Below are 19,036 nucleotides of genomic sequence, written 5' to 3'. Positions count from 1 at the left end.
CATCGGATGGTGCGGACGTGGGCGGCGGGTCATCCGACCCGCACCGGACCGCGCTTGACGGGAGCGCGGGTGGTAGGGCGACGGGCCGCCGGGGCGGGCGTCTCCGGCCAGATCAGGCCGGCGGGCATCACGAACAGGGACCGGCGTGCGACCGCATCCCCATTCGCGGCCAGCTCGTAACCGTCGACCCACAGCCACCCGTCGTACGTCGGCCAGTCGAGAACGCGAATCACGCGGACGAAGATCGGGCGCATGAACTGCACGCTCGCGGCGCGGGTCAGGTGCACGACCTCACCCGGGTGCGGCTTCCGCGGTCTGGGCTTCGGCTCGGGTCTCCGATCGGGTGGCGTGTCCGGCACGGTGTCCCCCTGGCCGTCACGTCGGGAAGAAGCCGCCCCCATGAATGCTCGCCCGCGGAGATCTTGGACAGTTTCCGTTCTCTCCTAACGGAAACTGTCCAAGATCTGGGCAGCTCAAGGGCGACCTCGGTACGAACGCGTCCGCCGGTCCAGTGGTCCCTACCGGCCGCGCCGTCCGATCCCAGGTTGCTTTCAGTGATGGGACAAGAACACCCCGTAGCCATATGGTCACGAGACATTCCGCGCATCCGATGGGGGAAGTCGTGAACGATGCGCTACGCGCAGCACTAGCCGAGACGGGACGCTCGATCGAGTCCCTGGCAGGGTTGGTCGGGGTCGATCGGAAGACGGTCGCGCGTTGGCTGAACCACGACCACATTCCCCACCCTCGACACCGTGAGGCGGCGGCGAGTGCGCTCCGACGGCCCATAGGGGACATCTGGCCGGACACCTCAAGACGCCGCGAGCCAATGCGGACGAGCCACCATGCGTGAGCAGGTGCAGGCTCTCATCACCGCGTGCGGGCCCGGCACGTCCGCGTGCACATCGTCCCCTCTGCCGTCGGCGCGTACGCTGGCCTGAACGGTCCCTTCGTCATCGCTGTGGGGCCCGAGCATCGGATAGCCGGCTATCTCGACAATCAGCTCCAGGGCCACGTCGTTACCGGTGCCGAGGCCATAGCGGCGATACTGGCGGCGTGGGAGAACGTACGCGGTGAGGTGCTGTCCTACTGGCAATCCGTCGATCTACTTACGGGGACGGCGAAGACATGGAACTGGCCGGCGCGCAGTGGCGTAAGAGCACCCGCAGCAGCGGCAATGGCGGCGACTGCGTCGAGGTTGCGGACAACCTGCCTGGCATCGTTGGCGTGCGGGACTCGAAGGACACGGCAGGGCCGGAACTGGTCTTCGGGCCAGCGGCCTGGCGGGCGTTTGTTGCTATGGCGAAGGCGCACGACCCAGCCTGACCAGCATGACGCGGACGGCCCCCGGCTCCTGAAACCAGGAAAGCGCCGGGGACCTTCGCGTGTCCGGGGTCACCACCCGCAGGTAGCGCAAGCGCGGCCACGCTCCCCATGTCGACCGTTCGTGACGGTCCCGGCTTCGCTGCAGCGGGATCCGCGGTGACGTCGCGGGCGGCATGAGTTGGTCGCCTTCTGGAGCTGGATCGCTGACGACATCAGCGTCGTCCAGTGCTTATGATGTGGGAAATGTGTCTCAAATTCCGGGAGGGTGCGATGAGCGTGACGGACGTGTTCGACGCGGTGGCCGCCGGTCGTACGCCGGAGGTGTTGGATCTGGGCGCGGGCACCGGGCTGCTCTCGCTGCTGCTCGCCGCCGCCGTGCCCGGGGTGCGGTTGACCCTGGTGGACGGGGCGCCGGCCATGCTCGCCCGCGCCACCGAGCAGTTGCGCGGCCGGGGCGTGCCGCACCGGACCGTCCGGGCCGACCTGTCCGACGAGCTGCCGCCCGGCCGGTACGACGCGGTGGTCAGCGCGCTGGCGATCCACCACCTGGACGACGACGGCAAGCGGGCGCTCTACCGACGGGCCGCGGCCGCGCTGGCACCGGGTGGCGTGTTCGTCAACGCCGAGCAGGTGGCCGGCCCCACCCCTTTCCTGGACCGGCGCTACGACGAGGTGTGGCTGGCGCGGATCACCGAGCTGGGCGCGTCCCCCGACGAGATCGCGGGTTCCCAGGCGCGGATGCGGCACGACCGTCCCGCCACCGTGGCCGACCAGTGCCGCTGGCTCACCGAGGCCGGCCTGGTCGACGTCGACTGCTACTTCAAGGAGTGGCGCTTCGCGGTGTTCGGCGGACAGGCCCGGTGAGAAGCGGCGGAATGTGCCTTTCGTCGGCGGGGGACGAGTCGGTGAGCGCGTGGATGACTGACGGTCATACCGCTGGGTAGTCTGCTCGACATGACTGCCAAGGTGACTCTGTCGTTCACCGACGAGACGATCGAGGAGGCGCGGCGGTTCGCCAAGCGCGAGGGGCTGTCGCTCTCCGCGTGGATGGATCAGGCCGCCCGGGAGAAGGCGCTGCGCGAGGTGTTCACCGCGCACGCCGCCGCCGTGGGCCGCGCCAACCTCGACCTGGAGTCCGCCGCCCTCGCCGACGCCCGCGAGGTGGGCATGGTCAACGACCTGCTCTCCGGCGGCCGGCCGCGTGCTGCGTAGGGGTGAGGTCTGGCGCATCGAGGGCGCCCGGGAACGCCTCGGTCTCGTGATCAGCTCGGACGTCTACAACTCCACCGACGTACCCATCGTGATCGTGGTCGAGGTCGTCGAGGAGTCGCTGCTGCGCGACTCCCCGCTCGCCGTGTCGATGGGCCGGTACGTGGTGATGCCCGACCGCATCTCCTCGCCGATGAAGAAGTGGTTCACCGACTGCGTGGACGTCGCCGACACCGACACCATGCTCCGGGTGGGCCGCGCGCTGCGCATCCTCCAGCAACTCTGACGCCGACCTCACCACCGCCGCCCGCCCGTGGTGCGCTCCCCGTTTCCCGTCCGACCCGCGACGGGCACTGCCAGGTAACCCCGCGTTCCTAGCGTTTCCCCTCGTCACATCGACGAGGAGGAGCCGCCGTGAGCACGCTCACCAGCACCGCAGTCACCGCCGGACCGCCTGCCGTCACCGGCCGTCCGCGCGCCCTCGACGACTGGCGTCCCGAGGACCCCGACTTCTGGCGGACGACCGGTGCGCCCATCGCCCGGCGCAACCTCTGGGTGTCGATCTTCGCCGAGCACGTCGGGTTTTCGGTGTGGAGCCTCTGGTCGGTGACCGTGCTCTTCCTCGGCCCCGCGTACGGCATCGACCCGGCCGGCAAGTTCCTGCTCACCGCCGTGCCGGCCGCACTGGGCGCGGTGCTGCGACTGCCGTACACGCTGGCCGTGGCCCGCTTCGGCGGGCGGCGCTGGACGATCATCAGCGCGCTGCTGCTGCTCGTGCCCACGGTGCCGATGACGGTGCTGCTGGAACCCGGGGTGTCCTACTCCACGCTGATGGTGCTCGCGTGCCTCACCGGGGTCGGCGGCGGCAACTTCGCCTCCTCGATGGCGAACATCAACCTGTTCTATCCGTCCCGGCTCAAGGGCCGCGCCCTCGGCCTCAACGCCGGCGGCGGCAACCTGGGCGTACCCGCGGTGCAACTGGTCGGGCTGGCGGTGCTCGCCACCGCCGGTGCCGCGTACCCCCGGCTGGTCCCGGCCGTCTACCTGCCGCTCATCGTGCTGGCCGCGCTGGCGGCGGCCCGCTGGTTGGACACGGTCCCCGGGGCGCGCAACGAGCCGGGCGCGCTGCGCGAGGCCGCCCGCGATCCGCACACCTGGGTCATGTCGCTGCTCTACATCGGCACCTTCGGCTCGTTCATCGGGTTCGGCTTCGCGTTCGGCCAGGTGCTCCAGCTCCAGTTCGCCGAGCGCTTCCCCACCCCCGTCGACGCCGCCTGGTTGACCTTCCTGGGTCCGCTGGTGGGTTCGCTGATCCGGCCGCTGGGCGGGCACCTCGCCGACCGGCTCGGCGGCGCCCGGGTGACCTTCTGGAACTTCGTGGCGATGGCGGCCGGCGCCGCCGTCGTCCTGTACGCGGGCCGGGAGCGCTCGTTCGGGCTCTACCTGACCGGTTTCCTGGCCCTCTTCGTCTTCTCCGGCGTCGGCAACGGCTCCACGTACAAGATGATCCCGGCGATCTTCCGGGCCCGGGCGGCGGACGCGGTGGCCACCGGCCGGCGCGACCCGGAGGCCGCCGCACGGTGGGCGCGGCGGATGACCGGAGCGTTGATCGGCATCGCCGGTGCGGTGGGGGCCTCCGGCGGGGTGCTGGTCAACATCGCCTTCCGCCAGTCGTTCCTCGGCTCGGGCAACGCCGACGCCGCCTACCTGGCGTTCATCGGCTGGTACGCGCTGTGCTTCGTGGCCACCTGGGTCGTCTACCGTCGTCCGAGGGCCGGACGGCTCGCCGGAGTGTGAGCTGGGCCATGCCCGGCGCGTCGGCGTGCGAGGCCGGACCCCCGTTTTGACCTGCCGATGGGGCGCCGGGTATCGTTGCCTGCTGTTGTACGACATCCAGAGGCGTGCCCCATCAGGTACGCTTGGTCGTTCGTGCGCGCTGGTCCGGCCTGCAAGATCTGGTCACCTCGGCGCGCGACCCCAGACCGACGACGAGACAAGGTAGACCTGTGCGTACGTACAGCCCGAAGCCGGGTGAGATCGAGCGTCAGTGGCACGTCATCGACGCCTCTGATGTCGTGCTGGGCCGCCTGGCCACCCACGCCGCCACGTTGCTGCGTGGTAAGCACAAGCCGACTTTCGCGCCGCACGTCGACACGGGCGACTTCGTCGTCATCGTGAACGCGGGCAAGGTTGCGCTGACCGGCAACAAGCGCCAGACCAAGGTCGCTTACCGCCACTCGGGTTACCCGGGTGGTCTCAAGCAGGTCGGCTACGACGAGCTGCTGACCAAGCGCCCCGAGCGGGCCATCGAGCTGGCTGTGAAGGGGATGCTCCCGCACAACAAGCTCGGCCGTCAGCTGATCAAGAAGCTGAAGGTCTACGCCGGTGCCGAGCACCCGCACCTCGCGCAGCAGCCGGTGCCGTTCGAGATCAAGCAGATCGCGCAGTGAGCGCGGGCGAAGGAAGCAGCATGACCGACATCACCACCGAGACCGAGGTTGCCCCTGAGGCCACCGAGGCGCCGGCGCCCGTCGCCCGCGCGCCGCGTGGTGACCGCCCGATCCAGACCGTGGGTCGGCGCAAGGAGGCAATCGTCCGGGTCCGTATCGTTCCGGGCACCGGCAAGATCACCTGCAACGGCCGCGACCTCGAGGCCTACTTCCCGAGCAAGGTGCACCAGCAGCTCATCAAGGACCCGCTGGTCACTGCCGAGAAGCCCGAGGCGTTCGACGTCATCGCCAACCTGCGTGGCGGCGGCACCACCGGCCAGGCCGGTGCGCTGCGGCTGGCCATCGCCCGTGCGCTGATCGTCAACGAGCCGGACGACCGCCCGGCCCTCAAGAAGGCCGGCTTCCTCACCCGGGACGCCCGGGTCAAGGAGAGCAAGAAGTACGGCCTCAAGAAGGCCCGTAAGGCTCCCCAGTACTCGAAGCGCTGATCTTCACCAGCGCGTTGTACTTCTGACGGACGGCCGGTCCGCCTCCCCTCGACCGGGGAGGTGGGCCGGCCGTTCCGCTTTCTCCTCATCGGCAGTGCTCATCGGAGGTTGGCGGGTATGGGTCGGTTGTTCGGCACGGACGGCGTACGCGGGCGCGCGAACGCGGATCTCACACCCGAATTGGCGCTCGCGCTCGCGGTGGCCGCCGCGCACACACTCGCCGAGACGGACCGCAGCCATCCGCCGCTGGCGGTCGTCGGCCGGGACACCCGCGCCAGCGGCGAGATGCTGGAGGCGGCCGTCGTGGCCGGCCTGACCAGCGCCGGCGCGAACGTGGTGCGGGTCGGCGTGCTGCCCACCCCGGCCGTGGCGTTCCTCACCGCCGAGGCGAAGGCCGACCTCGGGGTGATGCTGTCCGCGTCACACAACCCGATGCCGGACAACGGCATCAAGCTCTTCGCCGCCGGCGGCCACAAGCTGCCCGACGAGATCGAGATGCAGATCGAGGCGGCCGTCGAGGCGAACGCCACCACCGCGTGGGACCGGCCGATCGGCGCCGGCGTCGGCCGGGTGCACGACCTGCTCGACGGCGCCGACCACTACGTCCAGCACCTGGTCGGCACCCTGCCGCACCGGCTCGACGGGATCAAGGTCGTGGTCGACTGCGCCAACGGCGCCGCCGCCGAGGTGGCCCCCGTCGCGTACCGGGAGGCCGGCGCGGAGGTCGTGGCGATCCACGCCGAGCCCGACGGGCTGAACATCAACGACGAGTGCGGCTCCAACCACATCGAGGCGCTGCGCGAGGCCGTGGTGCAGCACGGCGCCCACCTGGGCATCGCCCACGACGGTGACGCCGACCGCTGCGTGGCGGTCACCGCCGACGGCGACGAGGTGGACGGCGACCAGGTCATGGCGATCCTCGCGCTGGCCATGCGCGACGCCGGCACGCTCACCCAGGACACCCTGGTCGCGACCGTGATGAGCAACCTCGGCCTGCGACTGGCCATGTCCGCACAGGGCATCCGGCTGATCGAGACGAAGGTCGGCGACCGGTACGTGCTGGAGGAGCTGCGGGCGTCCGGGCTGGCGCTCGGCGGCGAGCAGAGCGGCCACATCGTCATGCCCGCCCACGCCACCACCGGCGACGGGGTGCTCACCGGGCTGCACCTGATGGCCCGGATGGCGGCCACCGGCCAGTCCCTCGCCGAACTGGCATCCGTGGTCACCAAGCTGCCCCAGGTGCTGATCAACGTGCCGGTGGGGGACCGCACCGTCGGTGCCGCCGCGCCGGCCGTCCGCGCCGAGGTCGAGCGGGCCGAGGCCGAGCTGGGCGAGACCGGGCGGGTGCTGCTGCGGCCCTCGGGCACCGAGCCGCTGGTCCGGGTGATGGTCGAGGCGGCCACCGAGGCGACCGCCCGCGCGGTCGCCGAGCGGATCGCCGCGCTGGTCCGCACCGCCAGCCCCACCGCGTCCTGACGGTTCACGCTGTGGAGCCGAGGTCGTGGACCGACTCAGCTCCACAGCGTCAGGGCCGGGATCAGCCGGCCGGGGTCAGGGCACGCAACCGGGTGACCGCCTCGGCGAGCACCTCCGGGCGCTTGCAGAAGGCGAACCGGACCAGCCGCCGGCCCGCGTCGACGTCGTCGTAGAAGACCTGGGTGGGCACCGCCACCACCCCGCACCGCTCCGGCAGGGAGCGGCAGAACTCCACCCCGTCCGTGCCGCCGAGGGCCGTGATGTCGGCGGTGACGAAGTACGTCCCCTCCGGGGCGAGCACGTCGAAGCCGGCGTCGGTGAGACCGCCGACGAGCTGGTCGCGGCGCTGCTGGAGCCCGTCGCGGAAGCCGAGGTAGTAGTCGTCCGGCAGCGCCAGCGCCACGGCGACCGCCGGTTGCAGCGGTCCGGCGTTGACGAAGGTCAGGAACTGCTTCACCCGCAGCACCGCCGACACCAGCGCCGCCGGGCCGCTCGCCCAACCGACCTTCCACCCGGTGCAGGAGAACGTCTTGCCGGCCGAGGAGATGCGCAGCGTCCGCTCCCGCATCCCGGGCAGACTGGCCAACGACACGTGCGGGCTCGCCGCGTCGGTGAAGACCAGATGCTCGTACACCTCGTCGGTGACCGCGTACGCGCCGAACTCCTGGCACAACTCGGCGACCAGCGTCAGCTCGGCCGGGGTGAACACCTTGCCGGTCGGGTTGTGCGGTGAGTTGAGCAGCACCAGCCGGGTGCGTGGCCCGAACGCCGCGCGCAACGCCGCCGGGTCGAAGGCGTACCGGCCGTTGGCCGCGGGGCGCAGCGTCACCGGCCGCCGGACCGCGCCGGCCAGCGCGATCGAGGCGGCGTACGAGTCGTAGTACGGCTCGAAGCAGACCACCTCGTCGCCCGGCTCGCAGAGGGCGAGGATGCTCGCCGCGACGGCCTCGGTCGCGCCCGCCGTGATCACGATCTCGCCGTCCGGGTCGTACGCCAGGTCGTGGAACCGCCGCTGGTGGGCCGCGACCGCCGCGCGGAGAGCGGGGATCCCCGGGCCTGGCGGGTACTGGTTGTGGCCGCCGCGCAGCGCTTCGGCCGCTGCGGCCAGCATCTCCGGAGGGCCGTCCGTGTCGGGGAAGCCCTGGCCCAGGTTGACCGCGCCGGTGCGCACGGCGAGGGCGGACATCTCGGCGAAGATCGTCGTGCCGAACGGCCGCATCCGGGCCACCAGCGGGTCGACATCGGTGCTCGTCGTCACCTGCGCCAGCCTACGGGCACCCGCCGGTCGAACCCCAGCCTCACCGCCGCGTGCTTGGTCGACGGAGCCGCGCCCGGCTGCGCTCGGCCTCATCCGACCTCGCAGGTCGTCCGCCAGTACCCCCGCGTCTTGTCGACGATCGGCTTGCCGGCGTCGGTGCCGGTGACCGTGACCGTGCAGTCGATCGGCCCGTGATAGTCGATGTCCGGCCAGGTGGCCTCCACCATGACCCGGCTCTGGCCGTCGGTCCGGATGGTGGTGCGCCAGGGCAGCTTCGCGGCGTCGACGTGGATGAGGTCGCTCTCGGCGTCGTAGTAGGCGATGTCCGCCGTACCCGAACCGGTGACCTCGTAGACCACCGTCACCGGTGCCGGCCCCGACGTCGGTCGGGTGATCGGCTTCTTGGTCGGGATGGGTGCCGCGGTCGTCGGCCCGGCGGTGCCCGGCTCGGCGCTGGGGGCGGTCCAGCCGTCGTCGGGGACGGGGTACGGCTCTCCGGCGACCGGATCCGGGCTGGACGCTTCGAGCAGCAGGCCGGCCCCGCAGACGCAGCCGCAGACGATCAACACCAGCGTCACGACGACCGCGATCACGATCCCGACGACCCGACCGGTGCCGGCGGGGGCGCCGCCGGCCGGTGGGTACCCGGGATGGGCGTAGGGCGGTGGAAAGCCGGGCGGCGGCCACCCGGCTGCTGGTGGCCAGCCCGCCGGCGGTGCCTGGCCGACGGGTACCGGCCAGCCTGCGGGTGTCGGCTCGCCGGGTGGCGGTGGACCCTGGGCTTCGGGTGGGGGTGGCATCCACGGGGTCGCCGACGGCTCCGCCGACCAGGACGTCGCGGGCGGATGGGGCGTCCACTGGTGGGCCGGTGGGGTCGGCGCCCACGGGGCGGCCGGTGGGGCCGGCGTCCAGGGGGAGGCGGTCCACGGGGCCGGTGGTGCCCACGGCTGACCCGGGGCCAGCGGGTCGGGCGCCGGGAACGGGGTCGACGACGGCGGTGCCGTGGGGTCCGGCGACGGTGGCGGGCCGGCGCCCGGGGCGGCCGACGGTTCCGGCGCGGCCGAGCCGCCGGGAGGCGGGTCCGCGGGCGGGGAGGGGGACGGATCGGGCGGCGGCGCGTCGGACATGGCTGCTCCGGGCGGGAGTGGGTATGGGACGAACGGGCCATCGAAGGGACGCGCCGAACCCGCCGAGAGACTGTCCTAACCCCGCGTCTCGGCGCAACCCCGTCGCCGGTCACTGCGCCGCGTGGCCTGTGACGCTCGTCCCGTTGTGCCCCTCCAGGTGCCGATCGCTCAGATCCCGTGCTCGATTAGCCGACTTTCGAGCACCCACGATGAGCGAAACTGGGTTAGGCTGCGGGCCATGTGTGGAATCGTGGGATACGCGGGCGCGCGCCCCGCACTCGGGATCGTGCTCGACGGGCTGCGGCGGCTGGAATACCGCGGCTACGACTCGGCGGGCGTGGCGATCGTCTGCGACGACCAGCTGCTGACCGAGAAGAAGGCCGGCAAGCTGGCCAACCTGGAGAAGGTGCTCTCCGAGCGGGCCGCCGGCAACCCCGACGACTGCGCGGCCAGCCCGATCGGCATCGGTGACGGCACCACCGGCATCGGGCACACCCGCTGGGCCACCCACGGCGGCCCGACCGACCGCAACGCCCACCCGCACGTCGCCCCCGACGGCCGGGTCGCGGTGATCCACAACGGCATCATCGAGAACTTCGCCCGGCTCCGCGCCGAGCTGGAGGCCGACGGCGTCCAGTTCGTCAGCGACACCGACACCGAGTGCGCCGCCCACCTGCTCTCCGCCGCGCTGGCCGACCTGCGCGCCGCCGGCCAGCCGGACAGCCCGCAGCTGCTCGCCGCCGGCATGCGGGTGGTCTGCCAGCGGCTGGAGGGCGCGTTCACCCTCCTCGCGGTGGACGCCGCCGTGCCCGGCGCGGTCGTCGGCGCCCGGCGCAACTCGCCCCTCGTGGTCGGCCGCGGTGACGGTGAAAACTACCTGGCCAGCGACGTGGCCGCGTTCATCGAGCACACCCGGGAAGCGGTCGAGCTGGGCCAGGACCAGATCGTGCTGATCACCGGTGACAGCATCGAGATCACCGACTTCGACGGCCAGCCCGCCGCCGGCAAGGACTTCCACATCGACTGGGACTCCTCGGCCGCCGAGAAGGGCGGCTACGACTGGTTCATGCTCAAGGAGATCGAGGAGCAGCCGCAGGCCATCGCCGACACGCTGCTGGGCCGGCTCACCGAGAGCGGCGAGATCGCCCTCGACGAGGTCCGCCTCAGCGACCAGGATCTGCGCGACGTCGACAAGATCTTCATCGTGGCCTGCGGCACTGCCTACCACGCCGGCATGGTCGCCAAGTACGCCATCGAGCACTGGACCCGGATCCCGTGCGAGGTGGAGCTGGCCAGCGAGTTCCGCTATCGCGACCCGGTGCTCGACCGGTCCACGCTGATCGTGGTCATCTCGCAGTCCGGCGAGACGATGGACACCCTGATGGCGCTGCGCCACGCCAAGGAGCAGAAGGCCCGGGTGCTGGCCATCTGCAACACCAACGGCTCGACCATCCCCCGTGAGTCGGACGCCGTGCTCTACACCCATGGCGGGCCGGAGATCGCCGTCGCCTCCACCAAGGCGTTCCTCACCCAGGTCGTCGCCTGCTACCTGATCGGCCTGCACCTGGCCCAGGTGCGTGGCATCAAGTTCGCCGACGAGGTGGGCGCGGTGGTCGCCCAGTTGCAGGAGATTCCCGGCAAGCTGCGCGAGCTGCTCGACCGGATCGAGCCCGTCCGCGAGCTGGCCCGGGAGCTGAAGTCCGAACCGACGGTGCTCTTCATCGGCCGGCACGTCGGCTACCCGGTGGCCCTGGAGGGCGCGCTGAAGCTCAAGGAGTTGGCGTACATGCACGCCGAGGGCTTCGCCGCCGGTGAGCTGAAGCACGGCCCGATCGCTCTGATCGACAAGGGCACCCCGGTCATCTGCGTGGTGCCCTCGCCGGTGGGCCGGGGCATGCTGCACGACAAGGTCGTCTCCAACATCCAGGAGGTCCGGGCGCGCGGCGCACGGACCATCGTGATCGCGGAGGAGGGTGACGAGGCGGTCGTCCGGTACGCCGACCACCTGATCTACGTGCCGCGTACGCCCACCCTGCTGGCTCCGCTGGTCACCACGGTGCCGTTGCAGGTGCTCGCCGCCGAGATCGCCGCCGCTCGGGGGCACGACGTGGACCAGCCCCGCAACCTGGCCAAGTCGGTCACCGTCGAGTAGCCAGCACCGTCGCTGCGAGCCCCGGTCACCCGTACAGGTGGTGGCCGGGGCTCGACCGTCAGCGGCCCAGCACGACGCGGGCCATCCCGTCCAACGCCGGGTTGCCCGGCTCCCAGTAACCGGCGTGCCCGCCGCGGCCACTGGGGAACACCCGGCCACCGAAGCCGGGGTCGGCCGGGTCGCGGCCGAACCACAACTCGTGCGCGTTCCGGTCGGGCCAGCCCAGCACCGCGGCGAGCGGCGCCACGCCGAGCAGGGCACGCCGGCCCAGCTCGTCGACCGGTCGGGCCAGCCGGATCACGTCGTCGGGGGCGCTGCTCGCCCAGACCTGCCCGGGTGGAACACCCAACTCGGTGGCGTGCGCCGCGCCGACCCCCGGTGAGCCGACGAACATCAGCGCGTCGGCGGCCAGGCCGTGCTCCCGGGCCGCCACGCCCACCACCAGCGACCCGTAGCTGTGCCCCAGCACCGTCTGCCGGGCTGGTGGCCCCTCGTGGCTGGCCCGCATGCCCTCCTGGAAGCGGTGCAACGCCCCGCCGGCGTCCCGGGCCTGCTCGGCCGAGGCCGCCTCGGTCAGGAAATCGGGAGCGTCGTAGTCCAACCACAGCACGGCCGCGCTGCGCTCGCCCGGGGCGAGCGCCGCGCACCGGTCCAACACGCGGGCCGCCCGACCCAGCTCACCGGGGGCGTCGTCCAGGCCGGCGGTCATCCCCGGCACGTAGGTCAGCACCCGATCGGCGTGGTCCGGGTCGCCGAGCGCCACCACCACCCGGCCCTCACCGGCCGGGTCCAGCCCCAACAGGTACGCCCGCGGCTCCCCGGCCGCCAGTCGCTCGGTGAGCGCGTCCAGGCCGGCCAGCTTCGCCGCCACCGCCCGCAGCCGCAGCGACGCGACCGGCCCCGGCGGCACCCGGGCCAGCAACCGTCGACGCTCGGCCAGCAGCTCCTCGCGCCGGACGTCGAGCCGCAGCCGGTTCGCCTGGTCGCGGGCGGTCACCGGCACCCCGTCCAGGCTGCCGACCAGGGCCGGTTCGTGCCCGACCAGCCACCGTCGCTGCGCCGGGGTCAGCCCGGACCACCAGGCCCTCACCAGGGCCGGTGTGGCACCGGGCGCGGGCCGGCCCGGTGGCGGCGGCGACGCCCAGCCGGAGCGGGCCGCCCGGGCCAGCTCGTCCAACCGGTCTGCGGCCGCCCGGTCCGCCGCATCGGCGCAGCCGAGCGCGTCCCGCAGCGCCGCAGCCACTCCGGCCGCCACCGCCGAGGCCGCCACGCCCGCCCCCGCCACGCCCGCCTGCTCGGTCGATCGAGGCCGAGCCGGATCGACCCGCACACCGCCGGACCGGTCCACCACCAGACCGGCCGCTTCGGCCCGGGCGACCGCCTCGACGAGCCGCGCCTTCGCCACCACGAGGCGAGCGGCCAGCTCCGCCAGCACCTGATCGGTCTCGATCAACACGGGCGCGACCGAGGTCAGCTCACCGCGCAGACCACCCAGCCGGGCGTCGGCCGCCGTGGCCGCCGCCCCGGACCAACCGCTCCGCAGCCGCCCGGCGGCCTCGGCCAGCTCGGCGGCACGCCTGTCGACCGGCCCGGTCAACCCCGCCCAGGCCATTCCGGCGACCCGCCAACCGCCCGGGTCGGCGGCCCAGAGCTGCCGGTAGCCGACGGCGGTCATCGCGGCAGCGCGGCGAACCGACCGGCGGCGCGGTCGTCCACCGACTCGTACGCCTCCGCCGCCGCCCGCACCCCGCCCGAGGCCGCCGCCACCAGCGCGCCCAGCCGGCCGAACCAGGCCTGCCCGGCCGCCTCCAGCTCGACCAGGGACGCGGCGGCCCGCCAACCGGGCGCCGCCACCAGCAGACCGGGCACCCCGGACAGGCCCAACGCCAACCGGTGCGCCTCGCCGTCGAGCGCCGCGGCCACCACCCGCAACGACTCCGGCTGAACGGCGAACGGCTCCTCGGTCATGACCCACCCCCACAGATCGGCATCGACGCGCTGACGCTAGGCGGGTGCCGGGCGGCCGGAGGTGCCCTGTGGACAGCGGCGGCGGTCGTACCCCCGGGCCTGTCCACAGGCGTTGCCCACGGCGGGCCCGACGGCTAATCTGCCGCCCTCGCCGCCGGTAGGGTGAAGTGGTGATCGTCGCTGTCGGCATCGACGTCGTCCTGGTCGACCGGTTCGCCCGGGCCCTGGCACGGACGCCGCTGCTCGCCGACCGGCTCTTCACCCGGGCCGAGCGGTCCACCCGCTCCGGGCACCCGCGCTCACCGGAGTCGCTGGCCGCCCGCTTCGCCGCCAAGGAGGCCGTCGCCAAGGCGCTCGGCGCCCCGGCGGGGCTCAACTGGCACGACTGCGAGATCGTGCCCGACCCGGACGGGCGCCCCTGGCTGACCGTCTCCGGCACGGTCGCGGCGGCGGCCGACGAACGCGGGGTCAACCACTGGCATCTCTCGCTGTCGCACGACGGCGGGATCGCGTCGGCGATGGTGGTCGCGGAACGGTGACGTCGACCGGGCGGGCCGACCGGCTCGTCCGCGCACGGAATGGGACACGGTGGTATGAGACCGGTGTGGCGGGTGGCCGACGTACGGGCGGCCGAGGCGGGACTGATGGGCACGCTGCCGGAGGGCACGCTGATGCAGCGGGCCGCCGCCGGGCTGGCTCGCCGGGCCGCGTTGCTGCTCGCCGAGCGGGGCGGCGTGTACGGCGGCCGGGCGCTGCTGCTGGTCGGCTCCGGCGACAACGGCGGAGACGCGCTCTACGCCGGTGCGCGGCTGGCCCGCCGGGGCGTCGAGGTGTCCGCCCTGCTGCTCACCCCCGGGCGGGCGCACGCGGCCGGGATGGCGGCCCTGCGCGCCGCCGGCGGCCGGCTGGTGGACGGCCCGACCGACCCGGTCGACGTCGTCCTCGACGGCATCGTCGGAATCGGCGGCACCGGCGGGCTGCGGGCGAACGCCGACGACGTGGCCCAGCGCCTCGGCGAGCTGCGTGGCCGCGACGGCGGCCGGGCCACCGTGCTGGCGGTCGACGTCCCCAGCGGCGTGGCGGTGGACACCGGCCACGTGCCGCTGTCCGCGTCCGGCCGGCCCACCGCGGTCCGCGCCGACGTGACGGTGGCCTTCGGCGCGCTGAAACCCGCCCTGGTGGTCGGGCCGGCCGCCGCCCTCGCCGGCCAGGTGGAGCTGGTCGACATCGGGCTGCGGCCATGGCTGCGCGGCACCCCCGCGCTGCGGGTCACCGAGTGGTCCGACCTGGTCAGCTGGTGGCCGCGGCTGAGCCCGTCGTCGGAGAAGTACACCCGGGGCGTGGTCGGCGTCGCGACCGGCTCGGCGACGTACCCGGGCGCGGCGGTCCTCTCCGTCGGCGGGGCTCTCGCGGGGCCGACCGGCCTGGTCCGTTACGCCGGCGGCGCCCGGGCCGAGGTGCTGCACCAGCACCCGTCGGTGATCGCCACCGGCCGGGTCGCCGAGGCGGGTCGGGTGCAGGCGTGGGTGTGCGGCTCCGGGCTGGGCACCGGTGAGGACGCGGCGGCGGAGCTGCGGGCCGTCCTGTCCGCGCCGGTGCCGGCGGTGCTCGACGCCGACGCGCTGACCCTGCTGGTGGACGGCTCACTCGCCGACCGGCTGCGCGGCCGGGACGCGCCCATCGTGGTCACGCCGCACGACCGGGAGTTCACCCGACTCTGCGGGGAGGAGCCGGGCGCCGACCGGGTCGGCTCCGCGCTGCGGCTGGCCGCCTGGATGAACGCCGTGGTGCTGCTCAAGGGGGACCGCACGGTGATCGGCACGCCGGACGGTCGGGCGTACGTCAACCCGACCGGCACCCCGGCGCTGGCCACCGGTGGCACCGGCGACGTGCTGGCCGGGCTGCTCGGTTCGCTGCTGGCGTCCGGGTTGCCCGCCGAGCAGGCGGCGGCCTCGGCCGCGTACCTGCACGGGCTGGCCGGCCGGGAGGCGGGCCGGGGTGGGCCGGTGACCGCGCCCGACGTGGCGACGGCACTTCGCCCGGTCGTCGCCCGGCTGGGCTGAACGTCACCGTTGCGGGCACGGCGACCGGATCAACCGCCCCGCCGTGCGTCGCCGCCCGCGGTGATCACAGCGGAAAGTAGGCTGGGCGCATGTGGCAGGCCGAGGTACGCGTCGATCTTGACGCGATCCGTGAGAACGTGAGCCGGCTCCGTTCCGGCACGACCGCCGAGTTGATGGCGGTGGTGAAGGCCGACGGGTACGGCCACGGCATGCTTCCGGCCGCCCGGGCCGCCCTCGACGCCGGTGCGGACTGGCTGGGGGTCTGCACCCTCGACGAGGCGCTCACGCTGCGCCGGGCCGGGGTCACCGCGCCGGTGCTCGCCTGGCTGCTCGCCCCCGGATTGCCGCTGCACGAGGGCGTCCGCGCCGGGGTCGACCTCGCCGCGGCCAGCCTCTCGCAACTGGACGAGATGATCGAGGCGAGCCGGCTCGCCGAGCGCCCCGCCCGGTTGCACCTGAAGATCGACACCGGGCTGTCCCGGGGTGGGGCGACCGTCGCCGACTGGCCAGCCCTGCTGGAGGCCGCCGCGAAGGCCCAGGCCGACGGCCTGGTCGAGGTGGTCGGCGTGTGGAGCCACTTCGTGTACGCGGACATGCCCGGCCACCCGACCACCGATCGCCAGTTGGCCGTCTTCCACGAGGGGCTGGCCATGGTCGAACGGGCCGGGCTGCGCCCCCGCTGGCGGCACCTGGCCAACTCGGCGGCCACCCTGACCCGCCCGGACACCCACTTCGACCTGGTCCGCCCCGGGCTGGCCATCTACGGGCTCTCCCCGGTGGCCGGCGAGACGTACGGGCTGCGGCCGGCGATGACCGCCCGCGCCCGGGTAGTGCTCACCAAGCGGGTGCCCGCCGGCACCGGTGTCTCCTACGGGCACACCTACACCACGGAGACCGACGCGAACCTGGCCGTGGTGCCGCTCGGGTACGCCGACGGGGTGCCCCGGCACGCGTCCAACAGCGGTCCCGTCCAGCTCGCCGGCAAGCGACGGACCATCTCCGGACGGGTCTGCATGGACCAGTTCGTGCTCGACTGCGGCGACGACCCGGTGGCCGACGGCGACGTGGCGACGCTCTTCGGCAGCGGCGCCGACGGAGAGCCGACCGCCGACGACTGGGCCGAGGCGGTCGGCACGATCAACTACGAGATCGTCACCCGGTTCGGGGGGACGCGGGTGCCGCGCGTCTACGACGGCGAGCGGGCATGAGCCCGTACCGCATCCCGCGTCCGCGGACCGCGGCCGGTCGGGTCGCGGGGATCGTCGGCGTCGCGGCGGCCGGCCTGGCCGCCGGGGTCGCGACCGAACGCACGCTGGTCCGCCGGCTCAAGGCCGACCCGGCCGACCGCTACGCGCACGAGACGTTCGGCGAGCAGCGGTACGACGAGGCGTTCCGGCTGGAGTTGCCGGACGGTACGGACATCCACGTCGAGGTGGTCGAGCCGACCCGGCCGGTGCCCGGGCACCCGACGGTGGTGCTGGTGCACGGCTTCTGCCTGGACATGGGGACGTTCCACTTCCAGCGCCAGATGCTGGCCGCGCGCGGTGACTACCGGGTCGTCGCGTACGACCAGCCCGGCCACGGCCGGTCCGGCCGTCTGGAGACCGGGGAGTACGACCTCGCGGTGCTCGGCCGCACACTGCGTGACGTGATCGACCGGACCGCCCCGGAGGGGCCACTGGTGCTGGTCGGGCACTCGATGGGCGGCATGACGATCATGGCGTTCGCCGAGTCGTTCCCGGAGCTGTTCGGCGACCGGGTGGTGGGCACGGTGCTGATGGCCACCTCGGGCGGTCTGATCGCGGAGACCAAGCTGGTCGCGCCGGCGCTGCTCGGCCGGGTCGGCGGCCCGGTGCTGTACATGGTCAGCAACGCCACCCGCTACGGCGGACCGGTGATCGACAAGGCCCGCAAGTCGACGTCGAACGTCGCCTGGCTGTTGACCCGCAAGTACGGCTTCGGCACCCGTAAACCGAGCCCGTCGCTGGTGTCCTACGTGGAGACGATGAACTCCCGGACGTCGGCCGACACGGTGACCCGCTATCTGCGGACTCTCGCCACCCACTCGCGCTTCCCGGCGCTCGCGGCGCTGGCCGCGACGCCGGTGCTGGTGGTGGTCGGCGACAAGGACATGATCACTCCGGTGACCCACTCCGAGGAGATCGTCCGGCGGTTGCCGCACGCCGAGTTCGTGAAGATCGAGGACAGCGGGCACGTGGTGATGTTGGAGCACGCCGACGAGGTCAACGCCGCGCTGGCGCGGTTTCTCGAGTCATTGCAGAGCGTGGAGGAACGGTGAGTCACGTCGTCAAGCTGCCGACCGTCGAGGACACCCGGGATTTCGGTCGCCGGTTGGCCGGGCTGCTGCGGGCCGGTGATCTGGTGCTGCTGACGGGTCCGCTGGGTGCCGGCAAGACCGCCCTCACACAGGGCATCGGTGCCGGGCTCGGTGTCCTCGGCGACATCACCTCGCCGACCTTCGTGATCGCCCGGCTGCACCGGCCCGATCCGGCACGGGGCGGCCGGGTGGCTCTGGTGCACGCCGACGCGTACCGGCTGGGTGACGCCTCCGACCCGCGCGCCGAGATCGACGACCTCGACCTGGACGCCTCGGTGGACGACTCGGTGACCGTGGTGGAGTGGGGCGAGGGCCTGGTGGAGCAGCTGGTGGACGCCCACCTGCGGGTCCGCATCGACCGCCGTGACGACGACACCCGGATCGTCGAGCTGGACCCGGTGGGTGGAGACTGGGCGCGTCGATTGGACGACCTGAGAGGTTCCTGATGCCCGACGACACCCCCGCCCTGGATCTGCTGGCTCTGCTGCCGGAGCAGTGGCGTGCCGTGCTCACCCCGCACCTCGACCCGGAGCGCACCGCCGCGCTGGCCGAGTTCGTCGCCCGGGAATATGCGACGCAGACCGTCTTCCCGCCGCTGGAGGACCTGTTCTCGGCATATCGGCTCTGCCCGCCGCAGGCCACTCGGGTGCTGATCCTCGGGCAGGATCCCTACCACCGGGCCGGGCAGGCGCACGGGCTGAGCTTCAGCGTCCGCGAGGGCGTCTCGGTGCCGCCGTCGTTGCGTAACGTCTTCAAGGAGTTGGGCGAGGACGTCGGCGTGCCCAAGCCGCGCAGCGGCAACCTCGACGGCTGGGCCGCCCAGGGTGTGCTGCTGCTCAACGCGGTGCTGACGGTCCGCCGGGCCACCCCGGGCTCGCACGCAAACGCCGGCTGGGAAGAGTTCACCGATGCCACCATCCGGGCGCTGGACGCGTCGCCGCAGCGGGTGGTCTTCCTGCTCTGGGGCGGGTACGCCCGTAAGAAGGCCGCCCTGGTCACCAACCCGCAGCACGTGGTGCTGGAGGCCGGTCACCCCAGCCCGATGAACCCGCGCGGTTTCCTCGGCAGCCGCCCGTTCAGCGCCGCCAACAAGGCTCTCGCCGACGCCGGTCTGCCCACCGTCGACTGGGAACGCACCGCCGGCTGACCAGGCCGGCCGCCCCGGTCAGCCGGCCGGTGGG

Annotated in this window: 20 protein-coding genes and 1 pseudogene; 16 read left to right on the top strand and 5 right to left on the bottom strand. The window is 73.1% G+C overall.

Features of this window, described 5'->3' with window-relative positions:
* Nucleotides 1-29: 29 nt before the first annotated feature.
* A complete protein-coding gene (locus AB0H52_RS08445) occupies nt 30-254 on the bottom strand; it encodes a hypothetical protein (protein WP_151488134.1) in 225 nt (74 codons plus the stop codon).
* Nucleotides 255-622: 368 nt separating this feature from the next.
* Here AB0H52_RS08445 and AB0H52_RS08440 point away from each other — a divergent pair.
* The 9 genes and pseudogenes from AB0H52_RS08440 to glmM form a co-directional block, all read left to right on the top strand.
* Nucleotides 623-1,132: pseudogene (locus AB0H52_RS08440) on the top strand (Scr1 family TA system antitoxin-like transcriptional regulator); the annotation flags it as partial.
* A complete protein-coding gene (locus AB0H52_RS08435) occupies nt 1,129-1,326 on the top strand; it encodes a DUF397 domain-containing protein (protein ID WP_151488093.1) in 198 nt (65 codons plus the stop codon). The pseudogene AB0H52_RS08440 and the gene AB0H52_RS08435, both read left to right, overlap by 4 nt.
* Nucleotides 1,327-1,596: 270 nt before the next feature.
* Nucleotides 1,597-2,190 carry a class I SAM-dependent methyltransferase gene (locus AB0H52_RS08430; protein WP_357946096.1) on the top strand — a complete coding sequence of 198 codons (594 nt, stop codon included), beginning with the start codon at nt 1,597-1,599 and terminating at the stop codon, nt 2,188-2,190.
* Nucleotides 2,191-2,280: 90 nt separating this feature from the next.
* A complete protein-coding gene (locus AB0H52_RS08425) occupies nt 2,281-2,538 on the top strand; it encodes a DUF6364 family protein (protein ID WP_151488091.1) in 258 nt (85 codons plus the stop codon).
* Complete coding sequence (locus AB0H52_RS08420; protein WP_151488090.1) at nt 2,528-2,821, top strand: hypothetical protein; 294 nt, start codon at nt 2,528-2,530, stop codon at nt 2,819-2,821. Before AB0H52_RS08425 ends, AB0H52_RS08420 begins: the two co-directional genes overlap by 11 nt.
* Nucleotides 2,822-2,949: 128 nt before the next feature.
* A complete protein-coding gene (locus AB0H52_RS08415) occupies nt 2,950-4,332 on the top strand; it encodes a nitrate/nitrite transporter (protein ID WP_357946092.1) in 1,383 nt (460 codons plus the stop codon).
* 209 nt (nt 4,333-4,541) lie between these two features.
* Nucleotides 4,542-4,985, top strand: coding sequence for a 50S ribosomal protein L13 (rplM, locus tag AB0H52_RS08410; protein ID WP_007465158.1), 444 nt, complete (start codon nt 4,542-4,544; stop codon nt 4,983-4,985).
* Nucleotides 4,986-5,005: 20 nt separating this feature from the next.
* Nucleotides 5,006-5,473: a 30S ribosomal protein S9 gene (gene rpsI, locus AB0H52_RS08405; protein ID WP_110563055.1), complete on the top strand. Its 468-nt coding sequence runs from the start codon at nt 5,006-5,008 to the stop codon at nt 5,471-5,473.
* A 117-nt stretch (nt 5,474-5,590) separates the two neighbouring features.
* Nucleotides 5,591-6,949 (top strand): phosphoglucosamine mutase, encoded by a 1,359-nt coding sequence (gene glmM, locus AB0H52_RS08400; protein ID WP_151488088.1) that lies wholly within the window; start codon nt 5,591-5,593, stop codon nt 6,947-6,949.
* A 61-nt stretch (nt 6,950-7,010) separates the two neighbouring features.
* Here glmM and AB0H52_RS08395 read toward each other — a convergent pair whose 3' ends face one another.
* On the bottom strand, nt 7,011-8,207 hold the full coding sequence (locus AB0H52_RS08395) for a pyridoxal phosphate-dependent aminotransferase (RefSeq protein ID WP_151488087.1): 1,197 nt from the start codon (nt 8,205-8,207) through the stop codon (nt 7,011-7,013).
* Between the two features lie 89 nt (nt 8,208-8,296).
* Nucleotides 8,297-9,334 carry an MmpS family transport accessory protein gene (locus tag AB0H52_RS08390; protein WP_357946086.1) on the bottom strand — a complete coding sequence of 346 codons (1,038 nt, stop codon included), beginning with the start codon at nt 9,332-9,334 and terminating at the stop codon, nt 8,297-8,299.
* 238 nt (nt 9,335-9,572) lie between these two features.
* On the opposite strand from AB0H52_RS08390, the gene glmS reads away from it, so the two are divergent.
* Nucleotides 9,573-11,486 (top strand): glutamine--fructose-6-phosphate transaminase (isomerizing), encoded by a 1,914-nt coding sequence (glmS, locus tag AB0H52_RS08385; RefSeq protein WP_151493273.1) that lies wholly within the window; start codon nt 9,573-9,575, stop codon nt 11,484-11,486.
* Between the two features lie 58 nt (nt 11,487-11,544).
* Here glmS and AB0H52_RS08380 read toward each other — a convergent pair whose 3' ends face one another.
* Nucleotides 11,545-13,161, bottom strand: coding sequence for an alpha/beta hydrolase (locus tag AB0H52_RS08380; protein ID WP_357946083.1), 1,617 nt, complete (start codon nt 13,159-13,161; stop codon nt 11,545-11,547).
* Entirely contained in the window at nt 13,158-13,454 is a 297-nt protein-coding gene (locus AB0H52_RS08375) for a type VII secretion target (RefSeq protein ID WP_151489896.1), read from the bottom strand. The genes AB0H52_RS08380 and AB0H52_RS08375 overlap by 4 nt, the downstream gene beginning before the upstream one ends.
* Nucleotides 13,455-13,624: 170 nt before the next feature.
* Between AB0H52_RS08375 and AB0H52_RS08370 the strand changes: the two genes are divergently transcribed.
* The 6 genes from AB0H52_RS08370 (at nt 13,625) to ung (ending at nt 19,002) form a co-directional block, all read left to right on the top strand.
* On the top strand, nt 13,625-13,993 hold the full coding sequence (locus AB0H52_RS08370; protein ID WP_151489895.1) for a holo-ACP synthase: 369 nt from the start codon (nt 13,625-13,627) through the stop codon (nt 13,991-13,993).
* Nucleotides 13,994-14,047: 54 nt separating this feature from the next.
* Nucleotides 14,048-15,517 carry an NAD(P)H-hydrate dehydratase gene (locus AB0H52_RS08365; protein ID WP_357946079.1) on the top strand — a complete coding sequence of 490 codons (1,470 nt, stop codon included), beginning with the start codon at nt 14,048-14,050 and terminating at the stop codon, nt 15,515-15,517.
* 89 nt (nt 15,518-15,606) lie between these two features.
* Entirely contained in the window at nt 15,607-16,725 is a 1,119-nt protein-coding gene (alr, locus tag AB0H52_RS08360; protein ID WP_151489893.1) for an alanine racemase, read from the top strand.
* Nucleotides 16,722-17,816 carry an alpha/beta hydrolase gene (locus AB0H52_RS08355; RefSeq protein ID WP_357946075.1) on the top strand — a complete coding sequence of 365 codons (1,095 nt, stop codon included), beginning with the start codon at nt 16,722-16,724 and terminating at the stop codon, nt 17,814-17,816. Before alr ends, AB0H52_RS08355 begins: the two co-directional genes overlap by 4 nt.
* Nucleotides 17,813-18,301 carry a tRNA (adenosine(37)-N6)-threonylcarbamoyltransferase complex ATPase subunit type 1 TsaE gene (gene tsaE / locus AB0H52_RS08350; protein ID WP_151489891.1) on the top strand — a complete coding sequence of 163 codons (489 nt, stop codon included), beginning with the start codon at nt 17,813-17,815 and terminating at the stop codon, nt 18,299-18,301. The genes AB0H52_RS08355 and tsaE overlap by 4 nt, the downstream gene beginning before the upstream one ends.
* On the top strand, nt 18,301-19,002 hold the full coding sequence (gene ung / locus AB0H52_RS08345; RefSeq protein WP_151489890.1) for a uracil-DNA glycosylase: 702 nt from the start codon (nt 18,301-18,303) through the stop codon (nt 19,000-19,002). Before tsaE ends, ung begins: the two co-directional genes overlap by 1 nt.
* Nucleotides 19,003-19,036: the final 34 nt, after the last annotated feature.

This window comes from Micromonospora sp. NPDC050695 (assembly GCF_040654415.1).
Taxonomy (GTDB): Bacteria; Actinomycetota; Actinomycetes; order Mycobacteriales; family Micromonosporaceae; genus Micromonospora.
Note: the sequence above shows the minus strand (reverse complement) of the source record. Positions and strands in the feature narration are given on the sequence as shown.

Bases quoted from the DNA above. Each gene is read 5' to 3' on its own strand.
- AB0H52_RS08430 (WP_357946096.1), top strand. From the start codon at position 1,597: ATGAGCGTGACGGACGTGTTCGACGCGGTGGCCGCCGGTCGTACGCCG.
- glmM (WP_151488088.1), top strand. From the start codon at position 5,591: ATGGGTCGGTTGTTCGGCACGGACGGCGTACGCGGGCGCGCGAACGCG.
- glmS (WP_151493273.1), top strand. From the start codon at position 9,573: ATGTGTGGAATCGTGGGATACGCGGGCGCGCGCCCCGCACTCGGGATC.
- alr (WP_151489893.1), top strand. From the start codon at position 15,607: ATGTGGCAGGCCGAGGTACGCGTCGATCTTGACGCGATCCGTGAGAAC.
- ung (WP_151489890.1), top strand. From the start codon at position 18,301: ATGCCCGACGACACCCCCGCCCTGGATCTGCTGGCTCTGCTGCCGGAG.
- AB0H52_RS08390 (WP_357946086.1), bottom strand. From the start codon at position 9,334: ATGTCCGACGCGCCGCCGCCCGATCCGTCCCCCTCCCCGCCCGCGGAC.
- rpsI (WP_110563055.1), top strand. From the start codon at position 5,006: ATGACCGACATCACCACCGAGACCGAGGTTGCCCCTGAGGCCACCGAG.
- AB0H52_RS08375 (WP_151489896.1), bottom strand. From the start codon at position 13,454: ATGACCGAGGAGCCGTTCGCCGTTCAGCCGGAGTCGTTGCGGGTGGTG.
- AB0H52_RS08380 (WP_357946083.1), bottom strand. From the start codon at position 13,161: ATGACCGCCGTCGGCTACCGGCAGCTCTGGGCCGCCGACCCGGGCGGT.
- AB0H52_RS08355 (WP_357946075.1), top strand. From the start codon at position 16,722: ATGAGCCCGTACCGCATCCCGCGTCCGCGGACCGCGGCCGGTCGGGTC.
- AB0H52_RS08425 (WP_151488091.1), top strand. From the start codon at position 2,281: ATGACTGCCAAGGTGACTCTGTCGTTCACCGACGAGACGATCGAGGAG.
- AB0H52_RS08445 (WP_151488134.1), bottom strand. From the start codon at position 254: ATGCGCCCGATCTTCGTCCGCGTGATTCGCGTTCTCGACTGGCCGACG.
- AB0H52_RS08435 (WP_151488093.1), top strand. From the start codon at position 1,129: ATGGAACTGGCCGGCGCGCAGTGGCGTAAGAGCACCCGCAGCAGCGGC.
- AB0H52_RS08365 (WP_357946079.1), top strand. From the start codon at position 14,048: ATGAGACCGGTGTGGCGGGTGGCCGACGTACGGGCGGCCGAGGCGGGA.